Annotated in this window: 17 protein-coding genes and 1 riboswitch; of the genes, 11 read left to right on the top strand and 6 right to left on the bottom strand. The window is 44.6% G+C overall.

The window, feature by feature from the left end:
• The first annotated feature begins 58 nt into the window (after positions 1 to 58).
• A complete protein-coding gene (locus C9I43_RS13030; RefSeq protein ID WP_107883713.1) occupies positions 59 to 655 on the top strand; it encodes a glutathione S-transferase N-terminal domain-containing protein in 597 nt (198 codons plus the stop codon).
• Between the two features lie 10 nt (positions 656 to 665).
• On the opposite strand, the gene C9I43_RS13025 is transcribed toward C9I43_RS13030, so the two are convergent.
• On the bottom strand, positions 666 to 1,091 hold the full coding sequence (locus C9I43_RS13025; protein WP_107884166.1) for a hypothetical protein: 426 nt from the start codon (positions 1,089 to 1,091) through the stop codon (positions 666 to 668).
• A 216-nt stretch (positions 1,092 to 1,307) separates the two neighbouring features.
• On the opposite strand from C9I43_RS13025, the gene C9I43_RS13020 reads away from it, so the two are divergent.
• The 5 genes from C9I43_RS13020 (at position 1,308) to C9I43_RS13000 (ending at position 7,441) form a co-directional block, all read left to right on the top strand.
• Positions 1,308 to 2,315, top strand: coding sequence for a Fe(3+) ABC transporter substrate-binding protein (locus C9I43_RS13020; RefSeq protein WP_107883712.1), 1,008 nt, complete (start codon positions 1,308 to 1,310; stop codon positions 2,313 to 2,315).
• Between the two features lie 75 nt (positions 2,316 to 2,390).
• A complete protein-coding gene (locus tag C9I43_RS13015; protein ID WP_107883711.1) occupies positions 2,391 to 4,022 on the top strand; it encodes an ABC transporter permease in 1,632 nt (543 codons plus the stop codon).
• The gene (locus tag C9I43_RS13010) at positions 4,022 to 5,071 is read left to right on the top strand and encodes an ABC transporter ATP-binding protein (protein WP_107883710.1); all 1,050 of its coding nucleotides are present in this window, start codon (positions 4,022 to 4,024) and stop codon (positions 5,069 to 5,071) included. Before C9I43_RS13015 ends, C9I43_RS13010 begins: the two co-directional genes overlap by 1 nt.
• 239 nt (positions 5,072 to 5,310) lie before the next feature.
• Positions 5,311 to 5,613, top strand: a complete 303-nt coding sequence (locus tag C9I43_RS13005; RefSeq protein ID WP_076497906.1) for a DUF3622 domain-containing protein — start codon at positions 5,311 to 5,313, stop codon at positions 5,611 to 5,613.
• A 643-nt stretch (positions 5,614 to 6,256) separates the two neighbouring features.
• A complete protein-coding gene (locus tag C9I43_RS13000; protein ID WP_107883709.1) occupies positions 6,257 to 7,441 on the top strand; it encodes a DUF3103 domain-containing protein in 1,185 nt (394 codons plus the stop codon).
• Positions 7,442 to 7,515: 74 nt separating this feature from the next.
• On the opposite strand, the gene azu is transcribed toward C9I43_RS13000, so the two are convergent.
• The 3 genes from azu to rihA all read right to left on the bottom strand — a co-directional run bounded on the left by azu (position 7,516) and on the right by rihA (position 10,028).
• Positions 7,516 to 7,980: an azurin gene (gene azu, locus C9I43_RS12995; RefSeq protein WP_076497903.1), complete on the bottom strand. Its 465-nt coding sequence runs from the start codon at positions 7,978 to 7,980 to the stop codon at positions 7,516 to 7,518.
• A 160-nt stretch (positions 7,981 to 8,140) separates the two neighbouring features.
• Positions 8,141 to 9,052: a ribokinase gene (rbsK, locus tag C9I43_RS12990; RefSeq protein ID WP_107883708.1), complete on the bottom strand. Its 912-nt coding sequence runs from the start codon at positions 9,050 to 9,052 to the stop codon at positions 8,141 to 8,143.
• Positions 9,053 to 9,065: 13 nt separating this feature from the next.
• Positions 9,066 to 10,028, bottom strand: coding sequence for a pyrimidine-specific ribonucleoside hydrolase RihA (gene rihA, locus C9I43_RS12985; protein WP_076497899.1), 963 nt, complete (start codon positions 10,026 to 10,028; stop codon positions 9,066 to 9,068).
• 385 nt (positions 10,029 to 10,413) lie between these two features.
• Positions 10,414 to 10,641, top strand: a riboswitch (cobalamin riboswitch).
• 108 nt (positions 10,642 to 10,749) lie between these two features.
• On the opposite strand from rihA, the gene C9I43_RS12980 reads away from it, so the two are divergent.
• On the top strand, positions 10,750 to 12,711 hold the full coding sequence (locus C9I43_RS12980; RefSeq protein ID WP_107883707.1) for a TonB-dependent receptor: 1,962 nt from the start codon (positions 10,750 to 10,752) through the stop codon (positions 12,709 to 12,711).
• A gap of 273 nt (positions 12,712 to 12,984) precedes the next feature.
• Positions 12,985 to 13,713: an HDOD domain-containing protein gene (locus tag C9I43_RS12975; RefSeq protein WP_076497895.1), complete on the top strand. Its 729-nt coding sequence runs from the start codon at positions 12,985 to 12,987 to the stop codon at positions 13,711 to 13,713.
• Between the two features lie 96 nt (positions 13,714 to 13,809).
• On the opposite strand, the gene C9I43_RS12970 is transcribed toward C9I43_RS12975, so the two are convergent.
• A complete protein-coding gene (locus tag C9I43_RS12970; protein ID WP_076497893.1) occupies positions 13,810 to 14,715 on the bottom strand; it encodes a LysR family transcriptional regulator in 906 nt (301 codons plus the stop codon).
• A gap of 200 nt (positions 14,716 to 14,915) precedes the next feature.
• Here C9I43_RS12970 and metE point away from each other — a divergent pair, with 200 nt between their 5' ends.
• Positions 14,916 to 17,186 carry a 5-methyltetrahydropteroyltriglutamate--homocysteine S-methyltransferase gene (gene metE, locus C9I43_RS12965; protein WP_107883706.1) on the top strand — a complete coding sequence of 757 codons (2,271 nt, stop codon included), beginning with the start codon at positions 14,916 to 14,918 and terminating at the stop codon, positions 17,184 to 17,186.
• A gap of 178 nt (positions 17,187 to 17,364) precedes the next feature.
• Here metE and queG read toward each other — a convergent pair whose 3' ends face one another.
• Positions 17,365 to 18,567 (bottom strand): tRNA epoxyqueuosine(34) reductase QueG, encoded by a 1,203-nt coding sequence (queG, locus tag C9I43_RS12960; RefSeq protein WP_107884164.1) that lies wholly within the window; start codon positions 18,565 to 18,567, stop codon positions 17,365 to 17,367.
• Positions 18,568 to 18,804: 237 nt separating this feature from the next.
• Between queG and C9I43_RS12955 the strand changes: the two genes are divergently transcribed.
• Both C9I43_RS12955 and C9I43_RS12950 read left to right on the top strand, forming a co-directional pair.
• A complete protein-coding gene (locus C9I43_RS12955; protein WP_076497887.1) occupies positions 18,805 to 19,329 on the top strand; it encodes a phosphatase PAP2 family protein in 525 nt (174 codons plus the stop codon).
• Positions 19,330 to 19,361: 32 nt separating this feature from the next.
• Positions 19,362 to 19,796 carry a DUF3069 domain-containing protein gene (locus C9I43_RS12950; protein ID WP_076497885.1) on the top strand — a complete coding sequence of 145 codons (435 nt, stop codon included), beginning with the start codon at positions 19,362 to 19,364 and terminating at the stop codon, positions 19,794 to 19,796.
• Positions 19,797 to 19,825: the final 29 nt, after the last annotated feature.

The following is a 19,825-nucleotide window of genomic DNA, read 5'->3' as shown; positions in this document are numbered from 1 at the left end:
CGTTGATATTTAAAAATTATATTTAATAATTTAAACCTTAAAATATAAGGATATTTTAATGAGGTTGCTAAGCTCTCAAGCATCGCCCTATGCCCGTTGTGTTCGCGTGTTAATTCAACATTTGGGGATTAATAATATTGAAGAGTTACTGGTTAATCCCTTTGATAATACGGCAGAATTGCTTGATGCCAACCCATTAGGGCAAATTCCATGCCTTATCACTAATGATGGCCTAGCGCTATTTGATAGCGAAGTGATTATGCGCTACCTCGATACTGAATTGGGTGATCGACAGATGTTTGGTGCTGTGAGTGGTAATTGGGTGCTGGAGTGTCAGTATTCTTTAGTGAAAGGCCTAATCGATAGCGCGGTAAAATTGCGCCAAGAGCAGATGCGACAAGAAGAAGGGGTCAGATCCGCTTTTTGGACCTCTCGTTTTGAGCAAGCACTACTGCGTGGACTAATGCAGATTGAGCTTCAAACTGTGATCACTCAAATTACGATCCAAGCGCCGCAACTGGCTTTGATTTGCCTACTCGATTATGTGGATTTCAGGCATTCTGAGTTAGACTGGCGTAAAGTGGCGCCCGCCACTGCACTTTGGTTTAGTGAGATGCGTGACTTACCTGCCTTTATTCAAACACGTCCGCAGTAACGTCTATATTTCAGCTATCGGTTGCGCGTCTGCCGATAGGTCTATCACGGCGGTTTTGCTCACCAAAAACGCCGAATAAATCTCGAGTCACTCCAAAACCTACTCTGCGTTCATTGCCTAATTGACGCCGATCCTCATGATGTTGATAGCGACATTGGCAGTTTGTTACCGTGCAGTCTGCCATGGGGATTTCAGGTGCATCCTTTGATAAAAATCGTTTACCCGCGATAGCGGTTGTTTGTTCGCAGCAAAAGCCGTTATTCACTATGCTCACACTGTGAAACTTATGAGTTTTAAGCGGTTGTAATTTAGATTTGTTGGCGCGTGGGAGCCTTACATTAGCATCAAGTTTATGTTGATTTTGGGTGCCACTCTTGTGTTTAAAGAACCCAATGAGTACCAGTGCGGCGATACCGAGCAATAACAGAGTTAACATAACGGCCCTTATAAATATTTTGTGCAAATTAAGGTTCAGTTTAGTTAGCTTTGAGATAATCACCAGTTTTAAGCTTAATCCCATTAAAAACAGAATGTTAAATGATCTGTTGCTCTCCTAGTTAGTATCTATTACTCTAGCTCAACTGATAAGCATTATCATTAGTGCTATCGTGTTTTAATTCGTCGAATACGCTATAACTATGGAGAATCAGTCATGAAATGGGTAACTTGTGCAGCAGTTGTTGGACTCATGTCGATAGGGCATTCGGCGAATGCAGAAGATAAATTAACGGTTTATTCGTACCGCCAAGCTTTCTTGGTAGAGCCTATTATTCAACGCTTTACTGATGAAACCGGTATTGGTGTGGATGTGGTATTTGCTAAAGACGGTATTGCTGAGCGCATCGCCCGTGAAGGCCGCTTATCACCGGCTGATTTAGTATTAACCTCAGATTTTTCTCGTTTGGTAGAGTTGGTCGATAAAGAGCTGACTTCTCCGGTTAACAGCACGCTACTAGAAAATAATATACCAGCACAATATCGCGATCCCGACGGCCAATGGTATGCCCTAACGATGCGCGTTCGAAATCTCTATACCGCTAAAGAACGTTTAGGCCCACAGCAAATGACCTATGAGGAATTGGCCGATCCTAAGTACAAAGGTAAAATTTGTACCCGCAGTGGTAAACATCCATACAATATCGCACTGGTTGCTTCGATGATCGCCCATCATGGCGAGGCTGAAGCAAAAACATGGTTACAAGGCGTTAAAGCTAACTTAGCGCGCAAACCACAGGGTAACGATAGAGGGCAAATTGCCGCAGTTAAAGAAGGGGTGTGTGATATCGCCTTAGGTAATAGCTATTACTATGGCAACATGCTGAAAGACCCTGAGCAAAAAGTGATTGCAGAAGCGGTAACGATTAACTTCCCTAATCAGGCCGATCGCGGTGCCCATGTCAACGTGTCAGGTATGGCATTAGCCCGCTATAGTCCTAATAAAGCTAACGCTATTAAATTGATGGAATTTTTATCGGCAGATGTGGCTCAGAAAGCTTATGCCGACATTAATATGGAATATCCAGTAAAAGTCGATGTTGCGCCTTCACCATTAGTGGCTTCTTGGGGGCAATTTAAATCAGATCAATTACCTATTTTTAAATTAGCAGAGTATCACCAAGCGGCGATAAAATTGTTAGATGAAGTACAGTTTGATCTTTAGTCTCCGGTGGTAGAACCACAATATCGATGAGTTTATCAGCGCCATTTATTGGCGCTGTAATTTTTAAGGACTGACATGATTTTAGGACTAGCCAGAAGCTGGTCGCTTGCTGGTTATACCGTGGCAGCACTACTGGTGTTGCCGCTTTTTGCGCTTATATTGCAAGCCTTGCAGCCCGATGAGGCCATATTTAGTCACTTACTGGCAACGGTTCTACCGACTTATATTCGTAATAGTTTACTGCTGATTTTAGGGGTGAGTTTAGGCGCGCTACTATTAGCGATACCTTGTGCTTGGCTTACTGCGCGCTGTGAGTTTGTTGGCCGGCGTTACCTACAATGGGCGCTTTTATTACCCCTTGCTATGCCGGGATATATTGTCGCCTACGTTTATACTGATTTACTCGATTATGCGGGGCCAGTGCAGCGCAGTTTACGGTCGATATTTGGTTGGAGCTCACCGCAGGATTATTTTTTCTCCGATATTCGCACCTTAGGTGGCGCGATTTGTATGTTGTCGCTGGTGCTATTTCCCTATATTTATCTCTTAGCGCGCACCGCGTTTATGGAGCAGTCATTAAGTTTGGCGCATGCTTCGCGTATTATGGGTTGTTCGCCATGGCAAAGTTTTTGGCGCTTATCTTTGCCCATGGCTAGGCCTGCGCTCGCTGTTGGTGTAGCGTTAGTGGCGATGGAAACCGCCGCCGATTTTGCCACAGTTAGCTATTTTGCTGTGCCCACCTTAACGACGGCGGTTTATGACACTTGGCTGGGTTACGGTAATTTGGCCGCCGCAGCTAAACTCTCGGCAATTATTTTGCTGGTGGTATTTAGTCTCATTGGTTTTGAGCGCTTTGCTCGCCGTAAGCAGCAGCTATTTCAGAAGCAATCACGTATTCAAGCCACTGATTTATATCCACTCACGACGGTACAAACAGCAGTCGCGCTCAGCTTTTGTGGCACGCTGTTATTCGTCGCCTTTGTATTGCCCTTTAGTATTTTATTATCCTATGCCATTAGTTATTTTGAACAAAGTTGGGATGGACGCTTTTGGCAATTGAGTATTAATAGTTTAAGTCTTGCCCTCATAACGAGCTTAATTTGTTGTTTAATCGCCTTACTGTTGATGTTTGTGCGTCGTAGTAGCCCAAGGCCGAGTGATGCCTTGCCCTCACGTTTAGCCTCAACTGGTTATGCCTTGCCGGGTACAGTGCTGGCGATTGGGGTGTTAGTACCGCTCACTATGCTCGATTTTGCCATTAATGATTTAGCCGATGTGTTTGGTATAAAAGGGCCAGGGCTTATCTTAACGGGCAGTGTGGTGGCATTAATTTTTGCTTTTTGTGTGCGTTTTGTAGCGATAGCCATCGGCAGTGTCGAAAACAGCTATAAACGCATTTCGCCATCATTAGATATGGTCAGCTTGACGATGGGGCAAAGCCCAAGACAACTCTTGTGGCGGGTGCATTTTCCTTTGCTCGCCAAGGGGCTATTTGCTGGCGCGTTATTAGTTTTTATCGAAGGCATGAAGGAATTACCCGCCGCATTGCTATTGCGACCTATCGGTTTTGAAAATCTTGCCACCTACGTATTCCAGTTTGTATCCGATGAAAAGCTCGAACACGGTGCTTTAGCTGCGATCGTGATTGTGCTGGTGGGTTTAGTGCCGCTTATTTATTTAAACCGTTCATTGGAGCAACATAGCTGATGGCAAATACGCTTAAACTTCAGCAAGTTCATAGTGATTATCAGGGCCAACAAGTGCTTAAAGGTCTGAGCTTAACGCTAGGTCAAGGAGAGATTCTTGCGCTGTTAGGCCCAAGTGGCTGTGGTAAAACCACATTACTACGTGCGGTTGCCGGATTGCAGGCGATTAGCCAAGGTGAGGTCCATATTAATGGTCAAGTAGTGAGCGGCAATAGCGCGTTTGTGCCCAGCGAGCAACGCGGTATTGGTATGATTTTCCAAGATTATGCACTTTTCCCGCATTTAACGGTGGCGGAGAATATCCTTTTTGGCGTGACTAAATTGTCGGCCGCTGAACGTCTAGTGCGGTTAGATGACATGCTAACTTTAGTTAAACTTGAAGGGTTAGCTAAACGTTATCCCCATGAATTATCTGGTGGTCAGCAGCAAAGAGTCTCAATTGCGCGTGCGCTTGCCTATGAGCCGCAATTATTGTTACTGGATGAGCCTTTCTCTAACATCGATGCCCAAGTGCGCTATGAGATGATGGCAGAAATTCGCAGTATCTTAAAACAACGTAATGTAAGTGCGGTTTTTGTTACTCACAGTAAGGACGAAGCTTTTGTTTTTGCCGATACTTTAGCCATTTTGAACCAAGGCGTCATCGTGCAGCATGGCAGCGCAGAAATCTTATATACCGCGCCCAATAGCCGTTATGTGGCGGATTTTTTAGGCAGTGGTAACTACTTACCCGCCGCAGTGCTAGATAGCTATAGTGTGGCTACTCCTATCGGTGATTTAACCAGCCTAACACCATTAGTATTTTTGAATGAATTTAATGGCATGGTATTTTTACGACCACAGCAATTAACGATTAATGCGGATGATCAAGGCGTAGGTATGATTACCGAACGACGTTTTTTAGGCACTTTTTGTCATTATTGTGTTAGCGTTGAGGCGGCATCGATAACGTATTGTGTGGAGGTTCGCAGTCAGATGATGCAGCTAAGTATTGGCCAAAAAGTTGCGGTTACGACTGAACCACATTCGTTAGTATTGTTTGAATCTTAAGATACTTTTAAAATGTAAAGAAAGTTTAGGCCGAGCGTCATTCCTCGCTATGGTGACTTAACATAACAGTTTAGGTATTCACTTCATTAAGTGAGTTGCTGAAACTGGCATGAATATTTTCACTTGGTCGATCTTTCTAGGCCGAAATCAAGTACACTGCGCTCCTTTTGTTTTATGATGAGCGTTGGGTTAGCTTGATAAGACAAACGTGACAAGCATCATTTAGGAAATAGAGCAGAATGAGCAAGGGCAAAAAATACGATTTGCGCGTAACACAGGGCGATAACGGTTGGAAAACTGAAATTACTCGTCGCATGACATCAACCAAAACTGTGGTATCAAAAAGCCACGATGGTTTTGCGACTGAAGCCGAAGCGCAAGCTTGGGGCTTGGCTGAATTACAAGTGTTTTTAAGCACGTTAACTGAGCGTAATAAACGTCGTTCAGAGAAACAAGCTAAAGCAAAATTAGCGGCGGCATTGGCGGCTGAAGCGGCAACTGATGCCGAAGATCTTGATCAAGACGATTTCGACGAAGAGTAACCCTCACTCGTATTGTCTTATCAGCTTAGTTTGACTGTAATGAATCGCTTAGTGCGTTTCGTGCAGCCAGTCTGGCTATGAATAACAAAAGGCGGATCTTAGGATCCGCTTTTTGTGTTTTTAACCTTGGCTTGAACTGACAATATTATCCCAATGGAGCTTTATACCAGTCACATTAACTATCTAATCAGTTCAGAGCCTCACTGGTATTTCAACCCGAGGCGCATTGACGCAGAAATGGTTATTCCCTTTTAAGTCAATGCAACACTGCAGTGGGATGCCGGTGATGATCCCAAAGGGCGACGATTTAACCGCAGCATGGCAACGCGCTTGATACTGCGTTTAAGACTTTCGACAGAGCACCACTATGCCTTCAGCCTTCGCCTTATCTAAAGCGCGTTGAACTCCCGCTGAATGAACAGATAGTTAATACGATTGGTATTACCTCTGCTCAATATTGACTCACTCAGGCTGATTAAGTATTGATATTGGCATTCTTTTTTAGCTCACAATCACTATTCCGTACTCTATGCTATTAATAATTAACGATAAGTTCTTCATTCCAGGTTTACTTGAATTGGAGGCTGTGTTCATATATTGATAATTGAACGCACGTTTAATTTTACTAGGTAAGGAAACACCTATGAAACTACTGCAATCCAGTTTATTGCTGTGTTTATCTGCTTCGACAACCATGAGTTATGGTCAAGCCTTAGATGGGGAAGCATTGCGCTTGCTACAGGCGTCGCTAAAGGACTCAACTTTGGACGTGCAAGCACAATTAACCCACACTAAACGAGCGCTGGCACTCGATTTAAGCCAGCAATATACCCAGTTAGCCCCTATTTTACAGACTGAAATAAACCAATATCAGCTTGCAGTGAATGCCGATAACATTTTATCCCAACATAAACTCAATAATAGTGTGATTACCAAAGCTGATGCATCGATTCGTCGAGTGAAAGGCTTGAGTGCTAAAGCTGATTCTTTGGTACAAGTGCGGTTGGCAGATGAAACCATGTTGGCCGCTTGGCAACAAGGTGAATCTCCTTTATTTGCCTATGAGCCAGACGGTGATGAAAGTCAGTGGGATTATATTGAAGCTTTTGATATTAATGGAAAAGTGCATCAGTTAGATGTGTATAACTTGCCGCAACAGCCTGTTTTTGTTGTGGGTATTGATAGTAAAAAAGCTTTTATGGCTGGATTAGAAGTGATGCGAGCCACGTTTGCCGAGGCGCAGTCAGCCAAGAAAGATGGCGTATTGTTGAACCGTGCGCAAACACAGGCGGTGGCTGATAAACCAATCTCAACCACAGTAATCAAACAAATCTCCTTAAAGGATGACCATGAGCCGTGGATTTCGGGTAGTGCCGAAATTTACGGCATAGTGACTGGGGTTGATCCTAGCCGCGATAAGCCAGTGCTCGATATCGTCGAAATGCCTTATTTAGATTATGCACAGACAACTTATTACCCGAATCAAATTATCATCCATTGGGAACGTTATCGCTGGGCAGCGGCAGATATGGTGTTAATGGAACATGATGATGGCACTAACTATAAAGTGCTGGCGACCAAGTTGTTAGAAGCAGCTGAGCAGATCTTAAAGTCGATACCCGATCCTGAAGCTCAGGGTTATGCGCTGATCCCGCAAATCACTAATGGTATTTTAAGTGCGATGCCTGATGCTTGGTTTACTAATGATGATGACTTTGTTGATGTGTATTACACATTACAAGAAGGGGTTGAATACCCTAACTTAAACGGGGCAAACGGTAATGCGACGACGAGTTTTGCGCCACTGGTGATCCAGCCAAGACAATAAGCATTCCCTTAAACAACAAAAGCGGATCAAATGATCCGCTTTTGTCGTTTATTGCGAAAGCACAAGGCTAAGCATTAAGCCTTGATTTTGAAACTACCCTGCATAATTGCCCAGTGACCTGGGAAAGTGCAGAAAAATTGGTAAGCTTCGGCTGCGTTCATGCCAGCAGTGCTAAACGTAATAGACGTTGATTCGCCGCCGCCCACTAATGGTGTGTGAGCGATAACGCGAGCATCATCCACTTTGACGTAGTTTGCATCAGGACCTGCACTCATGCCGTCAGTTGCCACACCAGACATATCTGCAGCTTTAGCTAATACCCAGTTATGACCCATCGCAGCTTTTGGTAAAGCGCCTGAGTGAGTTAAGGTTAAGGTCACTTCTTTACAGCTTGCAGGAACAGACAGCTCTTTAGTGTCAAATTGCATTGCATCAGTGGCGGCAATTTTCAGTTCACATTCGTTGGCACTTGCTTGGCTGGCAAATAGTAATCCTAAGCCAATGATACTCGTGCTGGTTACGCTACGTAATGCTTTCATCTGGAATTTCCTTATTTGAACAAAGGTAACTGAGCCGTTTGACTCAGATATGCGTCCATAAGCATAAGCAATTTACATTAAATGGGAATGAAATCTGTTTGTAAATTGTGTATATACAACTTTCGTTTTAGGGTCGGAATTTTATTCAAAAACCAACCTATTAGTACAATATCTCATGGCGATAGGGGATTGCGCGTTGTGCGCCCTGACGTGTCACGGTAATAGCACTGGCGGCATTGGCAAACCCCACGGCAGCGGCAATTGACATTCCTTCGCTTAAGCCCACAACTAAAGCGCCATTAAAGGTATCACCTGCAGCAACTGTGTCGATGGCTTGCACGTTGATCGCGGGAACTAACCCCGTAAAATCGGTGCTACTAACATAGGCGCCACGACTGCCTAATGTGATGACGACAATACCTACGCCTTGTTGGTGTAGTAATTGTGCTGCCATTTGTGCATCTTCGGTACCATTGATTTCTATACCGCTTAAGGCCTCTGCTTCTGTTTCATTAGGAGTAATAATATCGACCCACTTGAGGCAGCTATTGCCAAGAGCCGTTGCTGGAGCCGGATTTAATACCGTAATGACACCCTGTTTTTTAGCCATTTGTAGTGCTTTTACAGCCGTCGCGGTTGGGGTTTCTAGTTGGATCAGTAAATACTGTGCTCTGGCAAAAAGTTCTATATGGTTATCTAAATCATGGGGTGACAGACTGGCATTTGCACCTGCAGCAACGCCAATGGTATTTTGACCATTGTCCCCGATAAATATCATCGCAGTACCAGTACTTAGCCCTGCTACCTGGCTTATCCCTTCTGTACTTATGCCATCTTTAATCCAGCTTTGACGCATATCATTGCCGACACTGTCTTGTCCAAGATGGCAGATAAAGTCAATAAATGAGCCTGATTTGGCTAAGCGAGCACAGGCAACAGCTTGGTTGGCGCCTTTCCCCCCTTGCTCTAGCCGATACTCGTGGCTCATCAAGGTTTGCCCTGCTGCAGGCAGGTATTCAAACTTCATTACATGATCGGCATTGGCGCTACCGATAATCAGTATATGGCTCATAAAACACTCACAGTTAATGCTCTTTACGATTGAGATAAGCGGTATCGTAGACACCTAAACTGTCGACCAGCAAATCGACAAAGCCTTGTCTATCAATGCCAAATAGCACTGTAGCATTGGCGGGCTTACCTGTGAGTTGGTAGCGATCAACCACAGTCATGCCTAAGGTCAGCTCGCTTTGTGTTTCAATGCCGACCCAGCAATCTTGCGCTTCAAATAATTCAGGTTTGAGTAACCAAGCAATAGTGCAAGGGTCGTGTAATGGCGCGCCAATAAAGCCCCATTTAGGATCTCTGTGGTAAACCATAAAGAAATCCAGTAACTCTGCGACGCACTTGGCTATTGGATTTTGGATAGCGCGAATGCGTTCTATATCTTCATCCATGATTTGCGCTTGATGGGTGACATCGAGTCCGCACATGGTAATCGGAATGCCAGCTTTAAAGACCATATCTGCTGCCTCTGGGTCGACAAAAATATTAAACTCTGCAGCAGGAGTCCAATTACCCACGCCCGCGGCGCCGCCCATCAATACGATGCGTTCGATTTTATGGTGTAATTCACTGTGACTTGCCAGTAACAGTGCGATGTTCGTCAGTGGCCCTGTTGGGATTAAGGTTACGGGTTGAGTGCTTTGGCGAATTTGCTGCGCCATCAACTCAACCGCCGTCATCGCTTGTGGGCTAAAGCTGGGTTCGGGCAATACGGGACCATCTAGGCCGGTTTCACCGTGGACATTGTCGGCAATAATCAACTCTCGTGCTAATGGCTTTATGGCGCCGCCCGCCACGGGAATATCGCTACGCTTTAACAGAGTTAAAATTCGTAGGGCATTATTGAGGGTTTTATCTGGCGTTTGGTTGCCTGCGCTGGTCGTCACGGCAAGAGGGTTAAGTTGTGGATGTGCTAAGGCTAAGATAAGTGCAATAGCGTCATCATGCCCGGGATCGCAATCAAGAATAATTTGACGAGTCATACTGTTACTTCCATTAAACAGCTGTTCTAGCTGCCTAGCATAACATGACCTATGCTGAGCGCTAGTCGGTGTATGTGACTCAAATGATAAAGTGTGACTCTTTTCATCTTTTGCTCAGTAAGTTGCTAAATATATTTGATTTATTTATGCGGGTGAGTGCTTAATTGCTTGTGGCAGCCGTGTTTTTGATACCGCACATCTGGCGCTATATTTAAGCAAAAAATCACGATAATGATAGAGGGCAATAGCGTCGAGGATTTATGTGGATTAATGGACTTTTATCCATATAGACGTCTATAATGCGCGCGATTACTGCTAAATAGCAGTATATTTAATAAAAAAAGGTTACCAGCAACGACATTCTGCTTTTAACCCCAGCTTAAATATTAAGTCAACCTTCTGAGGTGCTCGCCTGCTAAGGCTGCGAGATAATCGGGAAGCCTGTGAAATTCTGGCACTGCCCCCGCAACGGTAAAAAGTGAGAGACAGCCGTACGCGAGTTAAGAGTCTAAGATGGACTCAATAGTCGTAGTATGAAAGATGAGTCTCGCGTTAATCCGTAATGGATTAACCTAGCTTAAGTCCGGAGACCGGCCCTAAAGGTGTTTTTGAGATTTCGGTGGGCAGATCTCAAAATGCGATAGCCTATGTCAGTATTGATACTGAATGAAGCATATCGTGGCGCTAATGCCCCGTTTTCCTTGCAGGAGTTAAAGGTAAAATGGGAACAAATCCAACAAAAATCGCGCTGCTAATGAGTAGCCTTTGCAGTTTTTCACTTATCGTGCCTGCTATGGCAGCTAACGATACCAGTACCGCTAAAGTCGACGAGCATGTTGTCGTGATTGGTCGCTCTGATAATACTCCGCTAAACATTGCCGCTAATGTAAATGTGATTGATGCCGCGGCCATTGAAATGAGTGGCGCAACGAGCGTAACCGAAGTATTGCGTGGTCAAAGTGGTATTCAACTTTCTGATAATAATATCGGCACTAGCTTTGCTATGCGCGGCTTTAGCGCGAGCACGGCGGTCAACAATACCCTGATTTTGCTCGATGGTCGCCGTCTTAATAATATTGATATTGCAGCGCCAAGCCTCAATGCGATTCCGCTTAACCAAGTGGAACGTATCGAAATATTATCTGGCAGTGCTGGTGTGCTTTATGGCGATCAAGCCGTTGGTGGTGTTATCAATATTGTTACTAAATCCCCTGAAAATACTGGTGGTAGCATGCAGTTGTCTGGTGGCAGCTTTGATACCTATGAAGGCCGTGGTGATATTTCAGGTGCCATTAATAAAGATTGGCGCTACTTTTTAACGGGCAGCTACAATCAAGGCGATAATTATCGTGAGCACAATGCTAACGAAACCGGTTCTATTTTAGGGCGTATTCAGTATAAAACTGCCACCGATTCGTTTTTTGTTGAAACCAGTTATTACGATGATGATCGTGAAAACCCAGGCTCACTCACCAAGGCACAATTTAAAGCCGATCCGCGCCATTCTGATAATACCCAAGAGTATATTCACGAGATGACCACCGCGGCACGTACCGGTTATCAGCACCAACTGACTCAACACTGGGCGCTTGCGGCGGATGTCGATTATAGCGATACCTTAGTTTCTTCGTTGAACTGGGGCGCTAATAGCCAAAATACCCGCTCAATGCTGATGTTTAGCCCTAAAGCGATCGCTAATTATACTACGCAGCAAGGTGAGCTGAACTTAGTGACAGGTTTAGATATTAGTCGTGGTAAGGCTGATTTTGATAGCATGCAACGTAGTAATGTGCAGCAGACACAGAGTGCCTATGTGCATGCGACAGTGCCTTTAAGCCCTACGTTAAGTTATGTGGTGGGTGGGCGTTATGCTTGGATTCAAGATGAATTAAAAGATGGTCAAGTCTATCCTCTGGGTATTGACCTTGATGAAGATGCCCATGCCTTTGAACTAGGACTCAACTATCGTCCTAGTGCCGAGCATAGACTGTATTTACGTGTCGATGATAACTTTCGTTTTGCTAAGGTCGATGAGCAAGCTTACACCCCTAAAGATGTGTTTGGCTTAAAGCCACAAACGGGTCGCTCCTATGAAGCGGGCTGGGATTGGACTCTTACTAGCCAAACTTTACGAATTAGCTTATATCGCCTCGATTTAGAAGATGAAATCGTGTTTGATCCTAGTGCGCCAATGCCAGAAGGTGGCAGCTTCCAAGGTGCTAACGTCAATGCTGATGCTTCACGTCGTTATGGCGCGAGTGCCGATTGGGATTGGCAGATTACTCAAGCGTTGCAGCTAGGGTTAGAATATAACTATACCGATGCCGAATTTACTGACGGTTTAAACGATGGCAAGCAATTGTCTTGGGTGGCAGAGCATACTGGGCGCGGTTATCTCAGCATGGATATTGCCGAACATTTCCAAGTATTTGCCGAAGCTATTTATACCGGCGATCGTTTTATCGAAGGCGATAATGGCAATGAAGGTGATAAGTTAGCCAGTTATGTACTGAGTAATTTAGCCCTTAACTATACCCGTGATGCTTGGCTGGCGAGTTTGCGCATCGATAACCTATTTGATAAAGATTATGTCAGTTCAGGTTATTATGGCGGGGCTTGGGGCGATAGTTACTACTCAGGCCGTGGCCGTGATGTACGCTTTACCGTGGGTTATCGTTTCTAAGCTTGATAAATCCTTTTTAAAGCCAGACTAAGTCTGGCTTTTTTATTCTTACATTCCATTCAATGCATAAATCTTAAAGTACGATAATTTTGAATATTGTTTAAGTTGTTTGTATTAACTGTCGTTATCTATAGTTGTTAGTGAGTTTGAATAAAAATGGGCGTCACTAATGCCATTACTGCGCTCTCTATAGCTAAAATGATGAGTATTTTGGTATGGTATGCGCTGTAACCGAACCAATACCAGTGCAAATTAATAGGTGTAAAGTGTTTTATGACAGATCTTGAGCAGCAGGTTTTTTCTCAAGTTAGCGCTATCATCGCCAATGAAGAACAAGTGATCGGCCGCCGAGGAATTTTAATTCCACTCAAAAAGGCGATCCTTGCTGAAGGCGATATTCGTAACGTGATTGATATTGTCTCGAGCGATCCGGCATTGTCAGCTCATATGCTAATGCGGAGTAATTCGGCGCAGGCGGCGGTGGTTGAAAACCACAAAGCGCGTTCGTTGAAAGAGGCGCTGATCCGCCTAGGTCAGGTGAATATCTATCGCTACGCCTTTGCGTTTTATCTCAAAGAACGCCTCGATGAGTTGCCTCAGCCCTATAAAAAGTTAGTTCATGGTTATTGGAAGCTAACAGAAAATATCGCCACGGATGCAGTAGACAGTTTGGTCGATATGGAAGGTGTTGACATTGATGCCGACGAAGTACAAACACTAGCCTTATTTAGTGTGTTTGGCCTCATTATCGCATTAACCGCATTTGCTTATTTAAATGCTAATGCCGAACAACCGTTCCCGTTGAGTGCGATTAAATCAGTGATTGATAATCAGCAACAGACACTAACAATAGAGGCCTTTGAGGCACTCGATTTAGATCAAGATTTACGCCAAGAGTTTATGATTGCGCACAATCTGCGCCAAACAGGTAACCCTAATTCAGCAGGTTTAATCCTGCGCCGCGTATTATCTATTCGTGGCTTACTGATGAATCCGCTGTAATTATTTTGCTCGAAAACCCTATAATGCGTTGATTAAATAATGAGTTTAAAGCAAATAACCAGCCTGAATTTTGTAGGCTGGTTATTGTAGAACGAATTAATTACCGTTGTTTTGACGGGATAACCCTTCATTTGCCACTAACTGTAACCACTGCTGAATCAATACAGAATTATTACTATGGCGGCGATAGGCGCCAAACAAGGGACGTTTTAAACCTTCTGCGCCCAGTTTTACCGTTGTTAAACTCAAGCCATGTGCCTCATTAATCGACCAGTTCGGTAACGCGGCGATACCGTCTTTGCAGGCGATACGTTGTAGTAACATCATGGTTAAATCACAGGTTTTTTGCTCGCCAGCTTCAACGCCAGCAGGTTCTAAAAAGTGACGGTAAATGTCTAAACGGGCCAGTGGCACTGGATAGCTGATAATCGGTAAACGCGTCAATTGTTTCGGGGTGATATAAGCTTCTTTCGCTAAAGGATGATCGTTGGCCACCACTAATTTCACTTCAAAATCAAATAAATGCTGATAAGCCAATGAATGCCCAGGCACAGGATCTGAGGTGAGCACAATATCTAACTCTCCCATTTCTAGGGCGTTAAGCGAATCGAACAGATGACGACTAGACAAGTCTAACTCTGCTAGTGGGTGTTGTTGCCTAAACTTTTCCATTACAGGCATTAGCCAGCGAAAACAGCTGTGGCATTCAATGCCGACTCGTAACTGATTAATTTCGGTTTCAAGTCCATTCTTTAGATCACTTTCGGTCTCTAACACCTTAGGCAAAATTTCTTCGGCCAGATGTAATAATCGCGCACCTTCTTGGGTGAATGATAGCGGCTTACTTTTACGCACAAAAATGGGCGAATTAATTCGCAGCTCTAACTCTTTAATTTGATGTGAGAGGGCTGACTGAGTGACAAAACGTTTTTTGGCCGCGCCCGCCAAGCTGCCACTTTCCTTTAGTGCCATTAAGGTGCGCAGGTGTCTTAGTTCGATCATGTTCACTCCAAGTGAATTTCGCTCATGTTGTGCTTGAAATCAATTCGGTTGCTGGGATAGAGATTAACACAATAAACTTCTAGACGTCCAGACGCCTGTTGTTATTTATCTCGGCAGACAGATTTTAAAGTGCCAAGAGAACACAACCGAGTGGGTGCGCGTGCCGAATAGGGCTCATTTCAAATAAAGGAAAATAGAATATGCAACTAAATAGTCTTGGATTTCCCCGTATTGGTCGCCGTCGTGAACTGAAATTTGCCTTAGAGGCTTATTGGCGCGGAGAAAGCACGCAAGCTCAACTTTGTGAGGTAGCTGCAGAACTTCGTCGCACTCATTGGCAATGGCAGAGTGAGGCGGGTATTGAGCAAGTGCCTGTAGGGGATTTTGCTTTTTACGATCAAGTGCTGACTTTAAGCGCCACGTTAAATGCGATTCCTGAGCGTCACCGTGGTGAAGGCAATGTGGATTTAGACACCTTATTCCGTGTTGCCCGTGGCCGGGCACCAACAGGCACAGATGCTCCAGCATCTGAAATGACCAAGTTCTTTAATACTAACTATCACTATTTAGTGCCTGAGTTGTCGCAAAACCAAGTATTTAGTATTGCTTATGAACAGTTTTTTGATGAAGTTAACGAAGCGAAAGCTCAAGGACACCAAGCTAAACCGATATTATTGGGGCCAGTCAGTTACTTGTATCTGGCAAAAACGGTAGGTACAGAATTCGACAAACTAAGTTTATTGCCTAATTTATTAACTACATATGCTGATATTTTGGCGCGCTTTACTACCCAAGGCGTCGAGTGGGTGCAGCTAGATGAGCCTGTACTAGCATTAGAGCTCGATGCTCACTGGCAAGCGGCGATTACTGAGGCTTATCAAACACTCAGCACCGCCAAGGTTAACATCCTATTGGCGAGTTATTACGGTGGTATTGCGCACCAGCAAACCTTAGTTTCAGCCTTGCCTGTTGCGGGTTTACACTTAGATTTAGTCACGGCACCCGAACAACTCGAGGTGTTTGCCAATGCACTAGGTAACGAGCAAATTTTATCGTTGGGCGTGGTTAATGGCCGTAACGTATGGGCGGCAGAAATTGACTTGATTGCAGAACGTATCGGCTCCGTGGCCCGTGATTTAGGTGATCGACTGTGGATTGGTACTTCGTGTTCATTGCTGCACAGCCCCGTGGATTTAGATGTTGAGGTCAAGTTACTGCCTGTTCTACGTAAACAACTGGCATTTGCTAAACAAAAATTATTAGAGCTGGGTAAGATTCGCCAACTGTTATTAGCGCCTAACTCAGATGAAGCACAAAAAATCACCGCATTTTGCATTGCCCGTCGCCAAGCTAAAGCACAATTGGCAGATAAGCAGGTTATTGATCGCGTTGATGCATTAACCGCAGCGGATTATGAGCGTGTGAATGGTTTTAGCGTGCGCCAAAGTGTGCAGCAGCAGAAATATCGTTTGCCATTATTACCTACCACCACCATTGGCTCTTTTCCACAAACCCCTGCCATTCGTGGTTTGCGTAGCCGTTGGCGTAAAGGCGAGTTAAACGATGCGCAATACACTGAGCAATTACAACAAGTTACCCGCGACACTATTGATCGCCAATTAAAACTGGGCATTGATGTGCTAGTACATGGTGAAGCTGAGCGTAACGATATGGTGGAATACTTTGGAGAGCAATTAACAGGTGTCGGTTTTAGCAAAAATGGTTGGGTGCAAAGTTATGGCTCGCGTTGCGTTAAGCCGCCATTGATTTACGGTGATGTCAGTCGTCCCAAAGCGATGACAGTAGATTGGGCTGAGTTTGCCCAAAGTCTGACAGATAAGCCTGTCAAAGGGATGTTAACTGGGCCGGTAACGATTTTGCATTGGTCATTTGCCCGTGAAGATATTAGCCGTGATGCGATAGCCACCCAATTGGCGTTGGCGATCCGTGATGAAGTGGTGGATTTACAAAATGCGGGTATTGGCATTATTCAAATTGATGAGCCTGCCTTTCGTGAAGGTCTGCCATTGAAGCACAGCGAGTGGCAGGTTTATTTAGATTGGGCGGTTAATGCCTTTAAACTCAGCGCCGCAGGCGTGACTGACGAAACTCAAATTCATACCCATATGTGTTATAGCGAGTTTAACGACACAATTGCCGCTATTGCTGCGATGGATGCTGACGTCATAACCATTGAGACTTCGCGCTCACGAATGGAGCTATTAAACGCATTTGAAGATTTTGCTTACCCAAATGAAATCGGTCCCGGTGTTTATGATATCCACTCACCCAATACGCCCAGTGTGGATGAGATAGTGCAATTAATTGAAAAAGCAGCGCAAAAAGTACCAGTACGTCAATTATGGGTCAACCCAGATTGTGGCCTTAAAACGCGCACCTGGGATGAAGTTGAACCTGCACTAAAAAACATGGTTGTTGCAACGCGGGAGTTACGTCGTCGTTTAGGCTAATACGTTCGCTTAAAATGCGCTTGCTCACTATCAATAATGGATGCCTTGGCATCCATTATTGATTTATTAATCTGAGTTGAGAATGGTCAGTATTTAATGTCAGTATTTGGGCTGGTAACGATAATTATCTATTCGATAGCATGTGACTAAGCGCGAGATAAATACAAAATAATAAGGCTTAGGCGTCGCGGGGCAAACCTTTTTCAATAATACGTACCATACGCTCGGTTTTTCGGCGGGCTTTTTGCTGCACGATTAATTCGTTATCGGCAAGGCGTGCTTGCTGGGCGTTCAATGCCCAATCGATATGCTCACGTACTATTTCATCAACTTCTTCATTATCTTGGCGAGCGTGTAATGCCGCAATAATGGTTTCACTTGCGGGCGCATTACCGAGCGCGACCGCGATATTTCTCAGCCAACGTTTATGGCCAATTCGGCGAATCGCACTGCCTTCAGTTTGTTTAAGAAACTCGGCCTCGGACCAAGCAAATAGATTAAGTAGGTCGGGTTGTTTTAGCTTGGGACGAATATGAAAGTCAGTTTCGACAGTAAGCGGCGCTTGACGATTGATTGGGCAGACCAACTGACAGTCGTCACAGCCATAAATTCGGTTGCCCATGAGTGGCCTAAATTCTTCGGGGATCGCGCCTTGCAATTCAATGGTGAGATAAGAAATACAGCGTCTGCCATCAACCACATAAGGCGCTACAATTGCACCAGTTGGACAAGATGTAATACAGGCAACACAAGTATTACAACCTTCTTGAATTGGAATATCCACGGGTAGCGGTAAGTTAATGAGCAGTTCACCTAAAAAAAACCAGCTGCCGGCATCATGATTGAGGATCAGTGAATGTTTGCCTGTCCAGCCGATACCTGCTTTTTCGGCTAACGGGCGTTCAAGTACCGGCGCTGAGTCGACAAAGGGACGAAAATCAGCTGCATCAAACCCGAGGGCAACTAGCTCGGCACTGATTTGGTCGCCTAGCTTTTTAAGCCGAGCACGGATTAATTTATGATAGTCGCGGCCACCGGCATAACGGGAGATATAGCCTAAATTTGGGTCGGTGAGATTGGCTGCAAAGCCAGCTTCTGGGGGTAAATAATCCATCCGCACTGATATAACTCGCACTGTACCAGGATGCAATTCCTGTGGCCTAGCCCGCATCATGCCGTGATTTGCCATATAGGCCATTTCACCGTGATAGCCTTTATCTAGCCATGTTTGTAGCTTAACTTCTTCAGCGCTTAAGTCGGTATCGCAAATACCCACTTGTGCAAATCCGAGCGCTTTCCCCCAGGTTTTTATTTGTAGCGCGAGGCGCGACAAGGTGCTGGCATAAGATTGACTTGGGGATGGAGGATCTAAAGTCGACATGGATTGATTGCTGCGGGGCTTTTTGCTAGGTGACAATATGATAGCATTTTTCAGTTATTAGCGACGACTTTACTCTTTGGGTCTCAATTAGGTGTGCTTTTTACGTTGTTTTACCGCCATAAGCACCGTATTAGCCCCCTCGTTTATATTTTTATACCTAGATACAAGCAATTTTGCATTCAGCGAGTTATCAAGGTATAAACTGCGCGCTGGATATTATGCTAAAAAGGATCTCCATTGAAAAAATTACTTTATGTTGCACTGCTAATGGTGAGTGGCTCGAGCTGGGCAGGTTCTGATTTAGAAACATCAGGCGATGTGCTGCATTTATTACTTCCCGCCACAGCAATGGGTGCAACCTTATTTTATGAAGACGGTTATGACGGCAGTTGGCAGTTAATTCAGGCAGCAGTATCAAGCCGATTAATTGTTGAAGGTCTAAAATATGGTGTCAGTAAAGACCGCCCTGACGATAGTGGTGATGATTCGTTTCCATCAGGACACACCTCAGACAGTTTTATGGCCGCGACGTTTATTCAACAACGTTATGGCTGGCAATATGGTTTGCCTGCTTATGTTGCCGCATCTTATGTCGGTTATACCCGAGTGGCGAGCGACCAACATTATTTAGAAGATGTGTTAGCTGGCGCTGCAATTGGCGCACTTGCGGGTTGGTATTTCACTCAACCCTATGAAGGCATTACCTTAACGCCAATTGCAGGTAATGGCGTATATGGTTTGTATGTTAGTGGTCAGTTTTAGTATATTTTTAATTAAGGTTAATCGAGACTTTTATGAGTGAATTATCAGCTGCGTACCGAGAAACTGCCGAGCAGATTTCTTACAATGTCGCCAACAAAGTGCTGCCAATGGCTAAATTGCCTGAAGGTTTATTAGCAGCGTATCAAGGGTTGTGCGCCGAATTGTTAGAAGACCGAGAAGGCAAATTTACTCAAGCTTGGGCGTCTTTACCCGCCAGCGCCCGTAATTTGATGGAGCAAGCCGCATTCCACGGTTTTTATATCGCCAATGCTTGGTTGCAATTGAGCCGTGTCGCCCAAGAAATTTCTGAACAGGCTGATAGCGATGGTGAAATTAAAGAGCAAGAATATAACGGTATTTTTCTACGTTTAGCTGACGAATCGCTCAAAGAAAGTTTACGAAAATTGAAAAAAGCGCGTACCGATCGCTCCATGCTTAATAGTTTTAAGCAGGTTATGGCACCTTAATGGTAAATTAAAACTTGAAATAAAAAGCC

The organism is Shewanella morhuae, assembly GCF_003028295.1.
Classification (GTDB): domain Bacteria; phylum Pseudomonadota; class Gammaproteobacteria; order Enterobacterales; family Shewanellaceae; genus Shewanella; species Shewanella morhuae.
This window is presented reverse-complemented; position numbering and strand designations above follow the sequence as displayed.

Excerpts from the sequence above, each read along its gene's own strand:
- C9I43_RS13030 (WP_107883713.1), top strand. The coding sequence starts at position 59 with ATGAGGTTGCTAAGCTCTCAAGCATCGCCCTATGCCCGTTGTGTTCGC.
- C9I43_RS13025 (WP_107884166.1), bottom strand. The coding sequence starts at position 1,091 with ATGTTAACTCTGTTATTGCTCGGTATCGCCGCACTGGTACTCATTGGG.
- C9I43_RS13020 (WP_107883712.1), top strand. The coding sequence starts at position 1,308 with ATGAAATGGGTAACTTGTGCAGCAGTTGTTGGACTCATGTCGATAGGG.
- C9I43_RS13015 (WP_107883711.1), top strand. The coding sequence starts at position 2,391 with ATGATTTTAGGACTAGCCAGAAGCTGGTCGCTTGCTGGTTATACCGTG.
- C9I43_RS13010 (WP_107883710.1), top strand. The coding sequence starts at position 4,022 with ATGGCAAATACGCTTAAACTTCAGCAAGTTCATAGTGATTATCAGGGC.
- C9I43_RS13005 (WP_076497906.1), top strand. The coding sequence starts at position 5,311 with ATGAGCAAGGGCAAAAAATACGATTTGCGCGTAACACAGGGCGATAAC.
- C9I43_RS13000 (WP_107883709.1), top strand. The coding sequence starts at position 6,257 with ATGAAACTACTGCAATCCAGTTTATTGCTGTGTTTATCTGCTTCGACA.
- azu (WP_076497903.1), bottom strand. The coding sequence starts at position 7,980 with ATGAAAGCATTACGTAGCGTAACCAGCACGAGTATCATTGGCTTAGGA.
- rbsK (WP_107883708.1), bottom strand. The coding sequence starts at position 9,052 with ATGAGCCATATACTGATTATCGGTAGCGCCAATGCCGATCATGTAATG.
- rihA (WP_076497899.1), bottom strand. The coding sequence starts at position 10,028 with ATGACTCGTCAAATTATTCTTGATTGCGATCCCGGGCATGATGACGCT.
- C9I43_RS12980 (WP_107883707.1), top strand. The coding sequence starts at position 10,750 with ATGGGAACAAATCCAACAAAAATCGCGCTGCTAATGAGTAGCCTTTGC.
- C9I43_RS12975 (WP_076497895.1), top strand. The coding sequence starts at position 12,985 with ATGACAGATCTTGAGCAGCAGGTTTTTTCTCAAGTTAGCGCTATCATC.
- C9I43_RS12970 (WP_076497893.1), bottom strand. The coding sequence starts at position 14,715 with ATGATCGAACTAAGACACCTGCGCACCTTAATGGCACTAAAGGAAAGT.
- metE (WP_107883706.1), top strand. The coding sequence starts at position 14,916 with ATGCAACTAAATAGTCTTGGATTTCCCCGTATTGGTCGCCGTCGTGAA.
- queG (WP_107884164.1), bottom strand. The coding sequence starts at position 18,567 with ATGTCGACTTTAGATCCTCCATCCCCAAGTCAATCTTATGCCAGCACC.
- C9I43_RS12950 (WP_076497885.1), top strand. The coding sequence starts at position 19,362 with ATGAGTGAATTATCAGCTGCGTACCGAGAAACTGCCGAGCAGATTTCT.